The sequence below is a fragment of the Spirillospora sp. NPDC047279 genome (assembly GCF_040643285.1).
Classification (GTDB): Bacteria; Actinomycetota; Actinomycetes; order Streptosporangiales; family Streptosporangiaceae; genus Spirillospora.
In genome coordinates this window covers 143445-159347 of sequence record NZ_JBEYUA010000008.1, presented here as the reverse complement: position 1 = coordinate 159347, position 15903 = coordinate 143445, and the positions used below count along the sequence as shown (strand labels likewise).

Genomic DNA, 15903 nt, shown 5'->3' with positions numbered 1-15903 from the left:
GAGTTTGTGACCGATCTGCGTACGCCGCCGGTCAACGACGGCGATCTGTTCTCTGAACGTGCCCGCCAGTACGCGTACGACAAGCCCCTGCAGCGCGTCCACATCCTCGAAGCGGGTTGTGGATGGGGCCATGGCCTCGACCTCGGTGACCGGGAGCATCAGGTCACCGGGGTCGACATGGACACCCCGGCGCTGCGCGCCCACACCCGCGGGCGCGCCGACCTACACGCCTGGCACCTCGGCGACCTGCGCACCGTCCCGATGCCGCCGCGCGCGTACGACATCGTGCACGCCGCGTACCTCATCGAACGGGTGCCCAACGCCGAGCTCGTGCTCGACCGGTTCGTCGCCGCGCTCAAGCCCGGCGGCCTGCTGCTGGTGCGCATCCGCGACCGCAACACCGCGTTCGGCTTCCTCGACCGCACGCTGCCGCGCTGGCTGCGCGGCCCGGTGTGGAACCGCCTCGCCGCCCGCGACACCGCCGCCCGCGACGCCGAGACCGGCGACGACAAGGCCGGCGACACCCCTGCTCGCGAGACCCCGGCCGGCGCGACAGCGAACGGCGCGCCGCGGCGGGAGGCGCCGCCGCCCGCGATCTACGAGCGGGTCGCGTCGCGGCAGGGCCTGCAGTGGTACTGCGTCATGCGCGGGCTGGTGATCGCCGAGGAGTACGCCTCGCGCGAGTCGGCGGACGCCCTCGCGGCCGGATCCGGCCTCACCGGGGCGCTCTGCCGTCTGGTGTCGGCCGCCAGCCGGGGCCGGCTCACCGCCGAGCACAGCGAGATGGTGCTGGTCATCCGCAAGCCGGAGAACCGGTTCGCGCGGGTCATCTGAAACACGCCGCCGCCGACCGCGGCCCGGCAGGGTGCGTTCACCCGCGACCGGGCAGTAAATTTCTGCGGAAACCCCCCGACCGGAGACACGGAGGGCGCTCCGTCGAGCGATCGTCTCCGGACCGGCCTGTGGGGGTCTCGTCTGGGGGGCGTCCCCCCGGACACGAACTGAACTGGACCAGCCCGGCGACCCTGCCGGACGGGATCGGAGACCACGGTGACCGCCGAAGCCGGCCTTCCTGACACGCTGCGCGAACTGCCCGCCTGGACCCCGGGTCCGGGCGAGCTGGCCGATCTGGAGCTGCTGGTGGCCGGGGTCTACCCGCTCCCCGGCTTCCTCGGCTCGTTCGACACCGCGATGGTGATCGCGGGCGGGCGGCTGGCCGACGGCACCCCGTGGCCGGTCCCGGTGACGCTCTCGGTGCCCAAGGACCTGACGGCGCTCGAACGCCTCGTCCTCCAGGACCCCGAGGGCGTGCCGCTGGCCGTGCTGACGATCGCCGAGGCGTGGCAGGACCCGACCAGCCAGGAGTGGAAGCTGGCGGGTCCGCTGGAGGCCCTGCGCGCACCGGCGCACGGACCGTTCCACGGCATGCGCCGCCGCCCCGACGAGATCGAGCGGCCGGACGGCGCGCTGCTGACGGTCGCGACCCGCGAGCCGCTGCACCGCAAGCAGCTCGGCCAGCTGCGCCAGGTCACCGAGCGGCTCAACGCCCAGGTCCTCGTCCTCCCGCTGCTCGGCGGCGAGCACGACGAGGCGCTCGTGCGGGCGCTGCTCGCCGTGCGCAAGGAACTGCCCGAGGGCACCCGGATCGTCCCGATCCCCCTGCCGCCGCACGAGCTCGACGCCGATCGCGAGATCCTGCTGCGCTCGCACGTGGCCGCCGCGTACGGCGCGACCCACCTGCTCGCCGACGCCGAGGTCGAGGGCACCGCGGTGCCGGTCGTGGCGCCGGAGCCGTGGGCCTACGACGCCGACGTCGAGGTGTGGCGCCCGGTCGCCCGCATCGAGCCCGACCACGTCCAGGCCGAGCTGACCCAGGAGCAGCTCAACGACCTGCTCGACCGCGGCGAACCGGTGCCCGACTGGTTCACCCCGCCCGCGGTGGCGGCGGAGCTGGCCGTGGCCCGGCCGCCCAAGCACGAGCGCGGCCTCACCGTGTTCTTCACGGGGTTGTCCGGCTCCGGCAAGTCGACGGTCGCGCGCGGCCTGGCCGACGCGCTGATCGAACGCGGCGGGCGCACGGTCAGCCTCCTCGACGGCGACGTCGTCCGGCGCCTGCTGTCGGCCGGGCTCACGTTCTCCAAGGGCGACCGCGACCTCAACATCCGCCGCATCGGCTTCGTGGCCGCCGAGGCCACCCGGCACGGCGGCGTGGCTATCTGCGCGCCCATCGCGCCGTACGCGTCCACCCGCGCCGAGGTGCGGCGCATGGTCTCGGCCGTCGGCGACTTCGTCCTCGTGCACGTCGCGACCCCGCTCGAGGAGTGCGAGCGGCGGGACCGCAAGGGGCTGTACGCCAAGGCGCGGGCCGGGAAGATCCCCGAGTTCACCGGCATCTCCGACCCCTACGAGGCTCCGGACGACGCCGACCTGACCATCGACACGTCCACGATGGCTCCGGACGAGGCGGTGCGGCACGTGCTCGACCTGCTCGTCGGAGGGGGCTGGATCCGGGGCGAGTGACGTTCGTCACTCCAGGGGAATTCTCGCGCCACTTGGGCACCTCTGTACCCTGGTGCTCGATTTTCCCTATATGCCAGGTAGGTCATGCCAATGGACTTCGATTGGACGATGGCGCTCGGGTCGTTCCTGGTGGCCATCGTCGTCGGGCTGACCGGCATGGGCGGCGGCGCGCTGATGACGCCGATGCTGGTCACCTTCTTCGGCGTCAGCCCGCTCGCCGCGGTCTCCAGCGACCTGGTGGCCGCGGCGGTCATGAAGCCGGTCGGCAGCGCGGTCCACTACCGGCAGGGCACCATCAACATGCGGCTGGTCGGCTGGCTCTGCGTGGGCTCGGTGCCCGCCGCGTTCTCCGGCGTGCTGATCGCCAAAGCGCTGGGCGAGGGCGCGGAGGTCCAGGACGTCATCCAGAAGGCGATGGGGGTGGCGCTGCTGATCGCCGCCGCCGGGCTCGTCGTCCGCGGTTACCAGGCCCTGGCCGACCGCGCCGCCCGGCGCACCGGCGCCGCCCGCCGGACGGCCGCGCCCGGCGAGCCCGCCGCCCGCGAGACGCCCGACATCACGATCCGCCGCGTCCCGACCGTCATCGTCGGCGTCCTCGGCGGCCTGGTCGTCGGCATCACCTCGGTGGGCTCCGGCTCCCTGATCATCGTCGCGCTGCTCGCGCTCTACCCGGCGCTCAAGGCCAACCAGCTCGTCGGCACCGACCTGCTCCAGGCGGTGCCGCTCGTCTTCGCCGCCGCCGTGGGCCACCTGCTGTTCGGCGACTTCCGCATGGAGGTCACCGCGGCCCTGCTGGTCGGCTCGATCCCGGGCGTCTACCTGGGCTCCAAGATCTCCTCACGGGCGCCGGGCGGGCTCGTCCGCCGCGCGCTGGGCCTGGTGCTGGTGGCGTCCGCCCTCAAGATGTTCGGTCTCGGCGCGGTGCCGCTCGCCTGGACCCTGGTCGGCCTCCTGGTCGGCGCCGCCGCCGCGTGGATGCTGGTCCGCCGCCACCACGGCCTCCCCGCCCTCCCGTTCAACGAGCCTCCGGCCCCGGTGGAGCGCCAGGACGAGCAGGCCGAGCCCGCCGCCCGCTGAGGCTCCCGGCCCGTCAGCCGGAGATGAGCTGGCGGAGGGCCGTGCTCGAGGTGTGAACGGTGTAGGGGAAGTAGACGACGCGGGCGCCGACCTCCGCCATGGAGGACTCCAGGCGGTCGCCCTTGGGCGTGCCCTTCCAGTCGTCGCCCTTGAAGAGCACGTCGAAGTGCAGCCGGCGCCACATGACCAGCTTGTCGCTGGACAGGTCGGTGACCACCTCGTCGACGCAGCTCATGCCGCCGACGATCGCCAGCCGTTCGGCCAGCGGCACGATCGGCGGGCGCCCCTTGACCTTCTCCAGGACCTCGTCGGTGACGACCCCGGCGATCAGGTGGTCGCACTCCTGGCGGGCCCGCTTGAGGATGTTGAGGTGCCCGATGTGGAAGAGGTCGTAGGCGCCGGGCACGTAGCCGACCAGCCGGCTCATACGCCCACCCGCTGCGGCTCGGCGGGCGCCGCGTCCAGGGCGCCCACCTCGCGGAACCACTTGACCGACGCCGCGAGGAGGAAGAGCAGGTTGCCCGCGAAGATCAGGGTGTAGAGCGGCAGGAAGACGTCCTTGAAGCCCAGCAGCAGGAACGCCACGCACAGCAGCCCGTAGTCGGTGGGGATCACCAGCAGCGACCGCAGCGTGCTGGGCGCCTGGACGGGCGCCGCGGCGCCGGTGGAGGCGCGGTGGGCGCGGGCCAGCAGGTCCTTGAGGATCATCCCGAAGAACATGACGGCCGCCACGACCGTGAAGCCGACCGGGATGAGCAGGTAGGCCGCGTGGTCCAGGTCGAAGAACCGGTAGAACGAGATCGCGACCGCCGAGTGCAACGACGAGATCTTGAGCGCGTCGACCATGTGGTCGAGGTACTCGCCGGACTTGGAGCCGCCGCCGCGCAGCCGGGCGAGCTGGCCGTCGGCCGCGTCGAACGCGTAGCCGACCACGAGGGCCAGGCAGACCGCGACGCCGACCCAGAGCGCCGGGTCGGCGAGCGCGATCAGGGCGATTCCGCTGAACGTGAAGAGGGCGCTGATGCCGGTGACCTGGTTGGGGGTCAGGCCGGCGACGTAGGAGGCGGCGGCCAGCACCCGGCCCAGCTTGCGGTTGACGAAGCGCGAGTAGGCGGGCGCGCCCTTGGCGCTCTTCTGCGCGGAGGCCAGGCGGGTCAGCGCGTCGGAGAAGCTCACGCGACGGTCCTGCGCGCGGCGGGCGACAGGGCGGACCGCAGGACGGGGCTGGCGGTCTCGGCGAGGCCGTCGAAGGCGAGCACGCGGACGGGGGTGCCGGCGAGGGCGTGCCGGGCGTGCTCGGCGGTCGGCGCGGCGTCGTGGCCGGTGAAGAGCAGGCCGAAGCCGAGGGCCTCCCAGTCGGCGCGCAGGTCGAGCTCGGTGATCTCGATGACCTCGTCGACGTGCCGGACGTGGCCGACGATCTCCTTGCGCTCGATCAGCGGGACGACCGGCGGCACCGGGCACAGGTCGTCGGCGAACACGCCGACCACGAGGCGCTCACAGCTCTCCTTGGCGCGGCGGAGCGCGTCGAGATGCCCGACGTGGAAAAGGTCGAAAACGCCGGGCGAATAGCCGACAGCCCCCTGCATGCGCCCCCCTACCTCGGATGCCAGGATCTGGCGAATCATGCGTACGTTACCAGCTCTTTACTGACCTCAAGTCACAAATGTGCACCTTCGGAAAGCTCCTGCTCAGAGCCCTCGGAAGGTGCTTTCGCGGACCCCTCCGGAACGTCCGCGGACCGCCTCCGGCGGGCCTGGTCGTCGCGGCGGAGCATGCGCCACAACATCGCCGCCGAGACGAGCCCGCCGGCGCCGAGGCAGTAGGGGGCGTACGAGGCGTGGGCCGGGTCGACCGACAGCAGGACGGTCAGGACCAGCAGCCCGATGAGGCTCTCCACGCCGCGGATGGTGAAAACGGCGCGGGACCGTTTGCGGGCGGTCGCCATGCTCGCGAGCGGCAGCGTGCAGGCGAAACAGACCGCGTAGATGCCCCACCCGATCAGGGCCACCCGGTCGACGGTGAAGGCGCCGCCGGTGATCAGCCCGCCGAGCGGGCCCGCCAGCAGGATCCCCGCCACGCTCATGACCAGGGCGATGCCCGCCATCAGCCCGCACGCGCGCAGCGCCTTGGGGGCCGGCATCGGCCGGCCGGCCCGTTCGGCCTTGGCGAAGTCGCCGAGCAGGAACCAGCCCGCCCCGTTGACGAACGTCAGAGCCGGGGCGAGCAGCAGCCGGGCGGCCTCGACCCCGGCCAGCGCGGCGGTGGACGCGAAGGCGGCGATCATGACCCGGGCGACCAGCAGGGCGGTGGGCCGGACGCCGGCCTGGATGGACCGCCACCAGGCGAACCCGGCGATCTCCCGGAACGCGGTGCCGCGCAGCGGCGCCCCGCGGTATTCCTCGGCGGGCAGCCGGAACCGGGCGAGCAGGATCGAGGCCAGGCAGCCGGCGCACATGACGGCCAGCAGCAGTTCGACCGACGCCTCGGCGCCGAGGGCGAGCGCCAGGCCGAGCGCCGCGAACGTGGCGGCCAGGTAGCAGCCGTCGTTGGCGGTGAGCCGCCAGAACTCCATCCGCGCGGTGAAGATCCGCCGCCCGGTCTCGTTGAGCAGCCAGAGCGCCACCAGCAGCGCGAACAGCACGGTGCCCGCGACACCGGCGAGCCCCATGGCGACCGAGACCACCGCGCCGACGACCGCGCCCGCCACGACCGTGCCGGCGACCGAGAGGATCAGTGCGCCGCGGATCCGCGGGTCGAACCGGTCATAGACGGTGAGGGTGTCGCCCACCCAGCTGGTCTGCACCGCGGTGATCATGACGAGCACCGCGAAGAACAGCGCGTACGCGCCGTATCCGTCCGCGCCCAGGGAACGGGCGGCCACGGCCTGGACCACCAGGCTGCCGCCCGCGGTCACGAACTGGACGGTGACGGCGCCCCCGGCGGAGGAGAGCAGCCGGCCCAGCTTTCCGGCCGGGTGACCGCCGCCCTTGCCCGGGCTCACTTGTCGAGGTCGTAGTGCAGGTAGGAGGAACTGCTCTCACCCTTGGCCGACGAGCCTCCCGGCGCGCCCGAGGACCCTGTGGGCCCCGAGGCGGAGCCGGACGCGGTCGAACCCGAAGCCGAGGCCGAGGCGGTGTCCTTGCCGCCCTGCTCGCCCCGGTCGCCACGGTCACCGCGCTCCCCGCGGCCCACCCGCCCGGAACGGCTCGACCGGCCGGCACGGCCGGACGGGACGTCCTTGGCGGCGGGCTTCTTGCTCGTCTTGTCCGAGGTCGCGGGCTTCTCGGGGGCCGCGGCATCGGCGGCGGCAGCGGCAGCGGCAGCCGCGGCAGCCGCGGCGGCGGCAGCGGCCGGGTCGCTGGCGACCTTGGCGTCCTTCCTGGCCGGCCGGTCGCGCTTGGTCGCGGTGGGGTCGCCCTCCCACAGCTCGATCGGGATCTCCGTCGGCCGGGTCGGGTCGTCGTCGCGCTCGCCGCGGCCGCCGTTGAGGTGGGTGGCGAGGCCGTTGCCGTTGCCCGAGGTCAGGTTGGTGCCATGGACCTGCTCGGGGGTCCACAGCCGCCCGGCACGTTCCATCACCCGTTCCATGGCGGGGTCGACGGGCGGGGTGGTCCCCCGGCCGAAGCGGGACCGGGAGGAGCCACCGCCCGGCGGTTCCTCGTCCGGCACGTCCGAGGGGAACGGGTCGTCGGAGTGGCGCCCGCCGGCCCGGCCCGACGAGGCCGCCGAGGAGGAGGCGGAGCCGGGCGAGGACGACGAGGCGGGACGGCGTTCGCCGTTCCGACCGGGCCCTATGGCCGGCAGCGGGCCGGTGTGGCCGGTCACCACGCGGCGCGGCGGCCCCGGCGCGGCCGGGCGCGGGCGGCGCTGCCCGGAGGCGCGCAGGAACGACACGACGCAGGCGATGAGCAGGCCGAGCGCCAGCCCGATGACCGCGTTGCGCGGCAGCTTGCTGCCCGCCGAGGCGGACGGGTCGGCGGTGTCGACGAACTGCACGCCGTCGTCGGCGTTGGCCTTGGCGGACAGGACGCCGCTCTCCCGGGACTGGAGCTTGGCGAGGTTGCTGGTCATCAACCGGTAGGCGCTGGTGCCGCGAGTGGACAGCTCGAGATCCTGAGTGATCTTCTGCTGGGCCTCCTCGAGCTTCTTCAGCTGCTCGTCCAGCTGCTGGACGTTGGTGGAGACCGTCACCTCCTGGTAGGCCTGCACCACCGCGTTGGCCATGGTCGCCGCCTCGGCCATGCTGCCGCCGGTGGCGGTGACGATGACCACGCCGCCGTCGGGCTTGCTGCTGGTCTGGACGCGGCCGCGCAGCGCCGACGAGGAGATGTCGGGCCCGTTCTTGGACTTGACGATCGCGGCCGCCCGGGTGAGCACCGGCGTCGAGCCGGCGAACGCGGCGCGCTGCGCGGTGTAGGTGGCGTAGCCCTGGCCGGAGATCACGCCCATCCGCAGGACGTTGTTGTTGTTGGTGGGGTCGGTGACGGCGAACCGCGCGGTGGCCTGCACGCTGCCGAACAGGATCTGCGTCGCGGCGACCGAGGCCAGGACCGACGCCAGGACGATGATGAGAGACATCAGCCGGTAGCGCCAGACGGCCTCGACGAGGCTGACCTCCGGGGTGGCCGGGACGTGGGTCTGTGCTGTCATCGGGTGCTCTGCGTCCTCGAGGGGGCGGTGGTCTTGTCGGTGAGCCGGTGCAGTGCCCCGCTCAGCTCACGGTGGTAGCGGTCCTTGCCGAACCGCTCGGCGGCGTCCGCGCGGGCACGTTTGGCCATCGCCCGGGCACCGTCCCAGTCGTCCAGCAGGCGGGCGATCCCGCCGGCCAGCGCGGCCGGGTCGTCCGGGGGGACCAGCACGCCGTTCTCGCCATCGGTCACGATCTCGACCAGTCCCTGGGTGGCGGCGGCGACCACCGGCCGGCCGGCCAGCATCGCCTCCACCGCGACGTTACCGAACGGCTCCACCCGGGAGGGCACGATCGCCAGGTCCGCCTCGGCGAACGACTCCCAGACGCTCGACCGGAACCCGGCGAACACCACGCTCCCGTCGTCGCCCGCGAGAGCGCGCAACTCCTGCTCGAACCACTCATAGCCCGGAAAGACGTCGCCGACCAAGGTCAAGGTCGCATCGTACCCCCGCCCCCGGAGCTCCTTCACCGCGCGCACGGCCACGTCCGACCCCTTGCGGGGGGACAGCCGGCCGACGAGCACGACACGGACGGGCGAGGTGAGCTCGGCGCGGGGGCCGGTGACCGCCGCCGGGTCGGGCGGCTCCTCGACCCCGTTGTAGATGATCTCGCTGCGCCGGCCGGCCGCGCCGAGGGCGGCGGCGCTGGCGGCGCTGTTGACCACGACCGACCGGGCCAGCCGCAGCGGCGCCGTGAGGGCGGCGCGGACCGGGCCCGGGACGTCGTCCTCGGCCTCGTGCACGTGGCACAGCGCGGGGACGCGGGCCAGCCGCGCCGCCACCAGCCACAGCGGGATCGTGACGGTGTTGACGTAGAGTGCCGAGGCGCGTTCGCGGCGCAGCAGCCGGACCGCGCCCGGAAGCGTGCGGAGGCTCGCCGCGGCAAGCCTGACCAGGCCGAGCGGGGACATGTAGGCCTTGCGCAGCACGGGGACGGGCATGATCACGACCTCCGCGCCGGCTTCCCGGAGCGGCTGCGCCAGCGGCCCGTCGGCCGGTAGCGTCACCAGCACCCGGTGCGCGGGGGTCAGCGCCCGGGCGGACTCGATCAGCATCCGGTCCGAACCGTAGAGATCGGGTGATGGATGCGCGAGCACCACCACCGACCCCGGGTCGCGTTCGCCCACTCTGTCCCCCTTCTGGCGGATCTGGCCCACTGGAGCACCCGGTCTCCCGGCCCCTCTGGATACCACCACTGTCCCGTAACCCTCAGATTAACTCCCCTTTACCCGTGAGGGTCCCCGGCTTCGTGGCGTAACCTGTGCGGACCGCGGGACCCGGGAGGCGCGTCAGGACGTGCGGCCTCCCCGAGACACCCGGTGAGCATGAGGAACAGGGGTCGCATTGCGCATCGCGATGGTAGGAACACGTGGCGTACCGGCACGGTACGGAGGCTTCGAGACCGCGATCGAGGAGATCGGCAAGCGTCTCGCCGCCGGGGGCCACGAGGTGACCGTCTACTGCCGCGGGGAGCGCCATCCCGAGTCCGAATACCTCGGGATGCGGCTGGTCCACCTCCCCGCGATCGAGAAGAAGGTCGCCGAGACCCTCAGCCACACGGGCCTGTCGGTCCTGCACGTGGCGCGCGAGCGGTTCGCCCGCAAGGGCCCCGACGTGGCGCTGGTCTTCAACGCGGCCAACTCGCCGCTGCTGCCGGTCCTGCGCACCCTGCGCATCCCGGTCGCCACCCATGTCGACGGCCTCGAGTGGAAGCGCACCAAGTGGAGCGGCGCGGGCAGGCGTTACTACCGCACCGCCGAGAGCCTGGCCGTGCGCTGGTCCGACGCGCTGATCGCCGACGCCCACGGCATCCAGGACTACTACCGGGAACGGTTCACCGCCGAGTCGGTCTTCATCGCCTACGGCGCGCCGATCCTGGACGAGCCCAACGACGCCAAGCTGGCCGAGGCGGGTTTCACCGCCGGTGAGTTCCACCTGGTGGTGGCGCGTTTCGAGCCCGAAAACCACGTTCACCTGGCGGTCGAGGGCTACCGGCGCAGCGGCGCCACCAAGCCGCTGGTCGTGGTGGGCTCGGCGCCGTACGCCGACGACTACACCGCGCGGGTCAGGGAGCTGGCCGGCGACGACCCGCGGATCATCTTCCTGGGCGGCGTGTGGGACCAGGAGCTGCTGGACGCGCTCTACGCGGGCGCGCTCACCTACGTCCACGGCCACTCGGTCGGCGGCACCAACCCGTCGCTGCTGCGGGCGATGGGCGCCGGGGCCTCGGTCGTCGCCTTCGACGTCAACTTCAACCGCGAGGTGCTGGGCGAGGAGGCGGGCCGGTTCTTCCCGGACGCGGCTTCGCTCGCCGCCGAGATCGAAGCGGCCGAGGCGGCGCCGGGCGATGCCGCCGACCGCGGCGCCATCGCGCGCAAGCGGGCCGCCGAGCACTACGTCTGGGACGACGTGGCCACCAGGTACGAGGAGCTCTGCGCCGACCTGGCCGCGCGCAGGCTGACCCGCAAGACCGTGCGCCCGCGCCGGGCGGCCCGCCGGGCCGCGCTCAGGGAGAGGTGACCCGCTCCGGGCCATGACCGCCTCCGGATGCCACCCCGCCGCATCGAACGGAGGCCTTGAGCCCGGACCGGACAAATCCGAAAAGCCTGACTCGTCGCCGGAGTTCCCGCCGGCGCATCCCACACCGACGCATCCCACACCGACGCATCCCACACCGACGCATCCCACACCGACGCATCTGCGGCCGTCGTTCGGGCGCGGCAACGTGCTCGTCCCGACGAGCTCGCGCCGCGCCGCGCTCGCCGGCATCGCGTTGCTCACCCGCTCGCGCCCGGCCGCGCTGGCCTGCCAGTGGCTGCTGTACGGGGCGGTCGCGGCGGCCGGTCCCAGGATCATCCCGGGGTCCCGGGTCGCCTGGACGCCGCCCGGCGGCACCGCGCGCTGGGGCGAGCTGGCCGCGCGGCTCGGCCCGTTCGACGAGATGGCCGTCTACGAGCGCCCGCAGGCCTCGCGGTCCGGGGTCGCGGCGGTGCTGCTGCGCGGCGGCCGTCCGGCCGGGTTCCTCAAGCTGCGGGACGACCCGGCCGAGCTCGATCGTGAGGAACGTGCCCTCGCCGCGTTCCCGGACGGCCTGGCCGACGGGTTCCGGGTGCCGCGCGTGCTCGACCGGGGCGCGGCGGCGGGCTGGCACTGGATGGTCATCGAGGCGATGCCGCCGCGGCCCGCGCGCCCGCCGCACCGCCCCCGGATCGAGGCGATCGCCGGGCACCTCCAGCGGCGGCTCGCCGCCGTGCTGCCCAGGCCCGCCGGGACGCCGCCGCACTGGCGGCCGATGCACGGCGACCTCACGGTCTGGAACCTGCGCAAGTGCGGCCGCGGCGTGCCGTGGCTGATCGACTGGGAGGACGCCGCCTGGGCGCCGCCGGGCGCCGACCTCGTCTACCACGCCGCGACCACCGCGGCCGTCCACGGTTCGTCCCCGGAAACGGCGGGACCCGCCGAAGCCGTGGAGTTCTGGCTTCGGCGGGTCGCACGCCGCAGTGACGCCGATGACGACGCCTCGTTCAACGCCCGCCTCGCCGAGGCGCTGCGGGCGATGACACGCCCTAGTTCTTCACCGCCGCGGAGGCGGCGCTGGTGATGACGTTGCCCAGCGGGTCCTTCACCCTGATCTTGTAGGTGTGGGTGCCGCGCGGGGCGCTGGTGTCGGTGAACGTCATGCTGGGCTTCGCCCAGAACGCGGAGTTCTGGGTGAGGGTCGCGATCGGGGTGGTGCCGCCGTCGCGCAGGACCTCGTAGGTGAGCTTCTGGTTGTCCATGTCCCAGGTGGCCTTCCAGGACACCTTGATGTTGGTGGACAGGAACTGCTTGGCCGCCGTCGGCGCGGCCAGCTCGGCCGCCACCGGGCCGGACTTGTTGGTCGTCTTGTCCTTGACCCCGAAGCGCACGAGACCGGCCTGGTTCTTGCCGTTGACCCGCGGGAACTCGCCGCCCATCGCGATGTAGTCGGCGTTGCCGGTGACCGCCCAGGCCGCCTGGTACTGGCCGGTGAACGCGCCCATGGCCAGCGTCGGGTACCACTGCAGCAGGCTCGGCACGGGCTGCTTGGAGTAGTTGCTGTTGGAGCCCGGGGCGGCCTTGTCGGTGCCGGTCGCGTAGCTGGTCTCGGCCAGCGCCCGGTGCCACGTCTGCGGGCTGGTCTCGGGGAAGGCGCCCAGCGAGGAGCAGTCGTGCGCGTGCGAGACGCTGTAGACCGACTGGCCCTGCGCGAAGATCCCGTACGAGGCGCCGTAGCAGTTGTCCAGCCAGACCAGGTCGCCGTTGCTCGCCTTGGCGGAGAACCGGCCGTCGAACCAGTGGCCGCCCTCGCCGTTGGCCGCGCCGTAGACGGTGTCGCCCACGACCTGGAGGTCGGTCACGTACGAGAAGTTGCTGCCCGACTTGGTCGGGATCGGCCGACTGCTCCACGGTGCCAGTGCGCCGGTGGTCGCGTCGATCGCGCCGATGCCGACCTTGGCCGTCGCGTTGAGGGTCTGGAACTTGCCGCCCACCAGGACCCGCGAACCGTCGTCGGTGATGGCCATGGCCATCACCTCGTTGTCGTCGGCGGTCGGCTTCCAGGTGTCGATGTTGGTGCCGTCGGCGGCCTTCACGGCGGCCAGGCGGGTGCGCGACTTGCCGTTGACGTTGAAGAAGTTGCCGCCGAAGTAGACCGTCGAGTTGGTCGCGGCGATGCCGCGCACCTTGTTGGAGATCGTGGGGTTGAAGCTCGTGATGAGCGCGCCGGTCGCGGTGTCGAACGCGGCGAGCCGGGTGCGGGGCTGCCCGTCGACGGCGGTGAACTCGCCGCCGACGTAGACGCGGCTGCCGTCGGGCGAGGCCACGATCTCCAGGCCCTGGCCGTTGAGCGTGTGGTCGAACGAGGTGATCAGGTTGCCGGTGGTCAGGTCGAACGCGAGGATGTTGCCCCGTGCGACCTCGCCCACGCCGCCCTCGGCCACGCCGGGCGGGCGGGCCTTGGTGAAGTTGCCCGTCGCGTAGACCGTGGTGCCCACCGTCACCATGCTCCAGACGACGCCGTTGACCTGCCAGGTCGGCAGCGGGTCTGCGCTCACCGTCGCGGGCGTGCCGGCCGGCGGGACGGTGTCCGCGGTGGCCGGTGCCACGGCGGCACCCAGGAGCGTGAACGACGCGACGGCCGCCAGGGCCGCGCGACGGTGACGGCGCTGACGGCGTTGAAGCGGAAGAGCACTCAAATCGGATCCCCTGCCCACAAGTCCCCCCGTGGCCCCCTCGGCCACTCTGGTCAAGAGATGGTAATGCCCATCCGGGGCAGACCCGATCCCAACCCCCGAATCGTGACCTGATCAAGCAGAACGGGGCGCCGCGGTCGCGACGCCCCGTTCTCCCTCGTCAGAGGACATTTCCGGCAGAACTCACCGGTGCCCGGTCATGGGCGGCGGGTCATGGGCGGGCGGTCATGGGTGGGCGGTCATGGGTTGCGGAGCCCGTAGAAGGCGTCCACCCCCACGGTGATCGGGACGTTGCCGTCGGAGTTGCCCACCAGGCCGCGCACGCCCATGCCCCCGGCGGTCTGCAGCCCCTCGGTGCTGTCGTTCACCGACAGGTTCCAGGTGGTCGGCTCCTTGGCGCCGTCCGCCCAGACGCGGGCGCGCACCGTGGTCGGCGTGCCGCCGAACACCTGGAACCGGATCCGCAGCGACTTGCGCGGCGTGAAGGTCACGCCCTTGACCTGCGCCTCGCGCGCGATGACGGTCTCGGTGTTCTTTGTGTTGGCGCGGGCGAGCTGCAGGTAGACCGACGATCCGGTCATCCGCACCCGGGCCCGGTAGTCACCGGCGCCGGGCACCGTGCGGCCGAGCGCGATGGCCGCGACGCCGCTGCCCTTGCCCGCCTTGTCGGCCGCGAACTTGAACGTGAGGTCGCTCTTCTGCGACTTCACGTCGTTGAGCACCGCGCCCGCCCAGGCGCCCTTCTTCGTCAGCTTGATCCGGCCGATGCCGCCGCTGGTCGACAGCGCGCCCGCGGCGCCGGTGGCGGTCCAGGCGCCGCCGGTGGCGGCCGTGCCGAACCCGTTGGTGATCGTCTTGGGGAACGACTCGCTGGCGACGGCGACCGGCTTGGCGTCGAGCTTGCTCTTGTCGACGAAGCGGACCAGCCCGGCCTGGTTCTTGTCGTTCACCCGCGGGAACTCGCCGCCCATGGCGATGTAGGCGCTGTTGCCGGTGACGGCCCAGGCGGCCTGGTACTGCTTGGTGAACGTGCCCATCGCCAGCTTCGGGTACCAGTTGAGCAGGCTCGGGATCGGCTGGTTGCGGTAGTTGCTGTTCGAGCCCGGGAGCGACTGGTCGGTGCCGGTCGCGTAGGCCGTCTCGGCCAGCGCCCGGTAGAAGGTCTGCGGGGTGGTCTCCTTGAACGCGCCGAGCGAGGAGCAGTCGTGCGCGTGCGAGACGCTGTAGACGGTGTCGCCCTGCGGGAAGATCCCGTAGGTGGCGCCGTAGCAGTTGTCGAGCCAGACCAGGTCGCCGGTCTCGGCCTTGGCGGCGAACCGGCCGTCGAACCAGTGGTAGCCCTCGCCGTTGGCGGAGGCGTAGACGGTGTCGCCCTGCACCGCCAGGTCGGTGACGTAGGAGAAGTTGCGGTCGGCGCTCAGGCGGGTCGGGACCGGCCGGCTGCTCCACGGGGCGCTCGCGCCGGTGGCGGCGTCCAGCGCGCCCACGCCGACCTTGGCCGCGCTGTTGACGTTCTGGAACTTGCCGCCGATGATCACGCGCTTGTCGCCGGGCGCCATGACCATCGCGTGGATCTCGTCGTCGACGACCGGCTTCCAGGCGTCGATGTTGGCGCCGTCGGCCGCCTTCACCGCGGCGAGCCGGTTGCGCGACTTGCCGTTGACGTTGAAGAAGTTGCCGCCGAAGTAGACCGTCGAGTTGGTCGCGGCGATCCCGCGCACCTTGGCCGACACCGCCGGCTTGAAGCCGGTGTCCAGCGCGCCGTTGGAGGTGTTGAAGGCGGCGAGGCGGCTGCGCGGCTGGCCGTCCACCTCGGTGAACTCACCGCCGACGTAGACGCGCTTGCCGTCCGGGGACCGGGTGATCCGCAGGCCCTGGCCGTTCAGCGAGTGGTTGAACGAGGTGATCAGGTTTCCGGTGGTGATGTCGAAGGCGAGGATGTTGTTGCGCGTCACCTCGCCCTGGCCGCCGGCGGCCACGCCGGGCGGGCGCGCCTTGGTGAAGTTGCCCGTCGCGTAGACGGTGTTCCCGACGGTGGTCATGCTCCACACGACCCCGTTGACCTGCCAGGTGGGCAGCGCCTCCAGACCCGCCACCGACGGCGCCGCCGCCTTGACGGCCGTCGCGGACGGCCCGTCCGACAACGCCGGCACGAGCGCCGCGGCCACCAGGACGCCCGACACCACCGCGCCCGCGCTCACCAGGCGCGCTCGACGGCTCTGAAAACGCGGAATCTGCAAACGCGGGATACGCGCAACTACCTTCACGGGAAGACTTCCTTCAGCCGGCACACCACTCTGACCCCAAAGTCCACACTCGGCTGGGAATGCTATCGATCACCCGAAAGGCCCGCTACCGGAACGCGGCCATGAGATGACGGAAAGCGCCCTACACTGTGGCT

Annotated in this window: 13 protein-coding genes; 5 read left to right on the top strand and 8 right to left on the bottom strand. The window is 72.5% G+C overall.

Annotated elements, in window-relative coordinates; genetic code table 11:
• The first annotated feature begins 6 nt into the window (after nucleotides 1-6).
• The 3 genes from ABZ810_RS21955 (at nucleotide 7) to ABZ810_RS21945 (ending at nucleotide 3597) form a co-directional block, all read left to right on the top strand.
• A complete protein-coding gene (locus ABZ810_RS21955) occupies nucleotides 7-834 on the top strand; it encodes a class I SAM-dependent methyltransferase (protein ID WP_358405802.1) in 828 nt (275 codons plus the stop codon).
• A 216-nt stretch (nucleotides 835-1050) separates the two neighbouring features.
• A complete protein-coding gene (gene cysC / locus ABZ810_RS21950) occupies nucleotides 1051-2520 on the top strand; it encodes an adenylyl-sulfate kinase (RefSeq protein WP_358405799.1) in 1470 nt (489 codons plus the stop codon).
• Nucleotides 2521-2610: 90 nt separating this feature from the next.
• Entirely contained in the window at nucleotides 2611-3597 is a 987-nt protein-coding gene (locus tag ABZ810_RS21945) for a sulfite exporter TauE/SafE family protein (RefSeq protein WP_358405798.1), read from the top strand.
• A 13-nt stretch (nucleotides 3598-3610) separates the two neighbouring features.
• Here the strand turns inward: ABZ810_RS21945 and ABZ810_RS21940 are convergent, their stop codons facing one another.
• The 6 genes from ABZ810_RS21940 to ABZ810_RS21915 all read right to left on the bottom strand — a co-directional run bounded on the left by ABZ810_RS21940 (nucleotide 3611) and on the right by ABZ810_RS21915 (nucleotide 9416).
• Nucleotides 3611-4024: an adenylyltransferase/cytidyltransferase family protein gene (locus ABZ810_RS21940; RefSeq protein ID WP_358405795.1), complete on the bottom strand. Its 414-nt coding sequence runs from the start codon at nucleotides 4022-4024 to the stop codon at nucleotides 3611-3613.
• Nucleotides 4021-4773, bottom strand: a complete 753-nt coding sequence (locus ABZ810_RS21935) for a CDP-alcohol phosphatidyltransferase family protein (RefSeq protein WP_358405792.1) — start codon at nucleotides 4771-4773, stop codon at nucleotides 4021-4023. The genes ABZ810_RS21940 and ABZ810_RS21935 overlap by 4 nt, the downstream gene beginning before the upstream one ends.
• Entirely contained in the window at nucleotides 4770-5186 is a 417-nt protein-coding gene (locus tag ABZ810_RS21930; protein WP_358405790.1) for an adenylyltransferase/cytidyltransferase family protein, read from the bottom strand. The genes ABZ810_RS21935 and ABZ810_RS21930 overlap by 4 nt, the downstream gene beginning before the upstream one ends.
• 71 nt (nucleotides 5187-5257) lie before the next feature.
• Complete coding sequence (locus tag ABZ810_RS21925) at nucleotides 5258-6601, bottom strand: hypothetical protein (RefSeq protein WP_358405789.1); 1344 nt, start codon at nucleotides 6599-6601, stop codon at nucleotides 5258-5260.
• Entirely contained in the window at nucleotides 6598-8250 is a 1653-nt protein-coding gene (locus tag ABZ810_RS21920) for a hypothetical protein (RefSeq protein ID WP_358405788.1), read from the bottom strand. The genes ABZ810_RS21925 and ABZ810_RS21920 overlap by 4 nt, the downstream gene beginning before the upstream one ends.
• Nucleotides 8247-9416: a glycosyltransferase family 4 protein gene (locus ABZ810_RS21915; RefSeq protein WP_358405787.1), complete on the bottom strand. Its 1170-nt coding sequence runs from the start codon at nucleotides 9414-9416 to the stop codon at nucleotides 8247-8249. Before ABZ810_RS21915 ends, ABZ810_RS21920 begins: the two co-directional genes overlap by 4 nt.
• 229 nt (nucleotides 9417-9645) lie before the next feature.
• Between ABZ810_RS21915 and ABZ810_RS21910 the strand changes: the two genes are divergently transcribed.
• Nucleotides 9646-10809 (top strand): DUF1972 domain-containing protein, encoded by a 1164-nt coding sequence (locus ABZ810_RS21910; protein ID WP_358405786.1) that lies wholly within the window; start codon nucleotides 9646-9648, stop codon nucleotides 10807-10809.
• 205 nt (nucleotides 10810-11014) lie between these two features.
• Nucleotides 11015-11890, top strand: coding sequence for a phosphotransferase (locus ABZ810_RS21905; protein WP_358405785.1), 876 nt, complete (start codon nucleotides 11015-11017; stop codon nucleotides 11888-11890).
• Here the strand turns inward: ABZ810_RS21905 and ABZ810_RS21900 are convergent.
• On the bottom strand, nucleotides 11856-13415 hold the full coding sequence (locus tag ABZ810_RS21900) for a hypothetical protein (RefSeq protein ID WP_358405782.1): 1560 nt from the start codon (nucleotides 13413-13415) through the stop codon (nucleotides 11856-11858). The genes ABZ810_RS21905 and ABZ810_RS21900 overlap by 35 nt on opposite strands.
• 326 nt (nucleotides 13416-13741) lie before the next feature.
• Nucleotides 13742-15703: a delta-60 repeat domain-containing protein gene (locus ABZ810_RS21895; protein WP_358405781.1), complete on the bottom strand. Its 1962-nt coding sequence runs from the start codon at nucleotides 15701-15703 to the stop codon at nucleotides 13742-13744.
• Between the last annotated feature and the right edge of the window lie 200 nt (nucleotides 15704-15903).

Coding starts and splice junctions, on each gene's coding strand:
- ABZ810_RS21945 (WP_358405798.1), top strand. CDS start 2,611: ATGGACTTCGATTGGACGATGGCGCTCGGGTCGTTCCTGGTGGCCATC.
- ABZ810_RS21940 (WP_358405795.1), bottom strand. CDS start 4,024: ATGAGCCGGCTGGTCGGCTACGTGCCCGGCGCCTACGACCTCTTCCAC.
- ABZ810_RS21930 (WP_358405790.1), bottom strand. CDS start 5,186: ATGCAGGGGGCTGTCGGCTATTCGCCCGGCGTTTTCGACCTTTTCCAC.
- ABZ810_RS21920 (WP_358405788.1), bottom strand. CDS start 8,250: ATGACAGCACAGACCCACGTCCCGGCCACCCCGGAGGTCAGCCTCGTC.
- ABZ810_RS21910 (WP_358405786.1), top strand. CDS start 9,646: ATGGTAGGAACACGTGGCGTACCGGCACGGTACGGAGGCTTCGAGACC.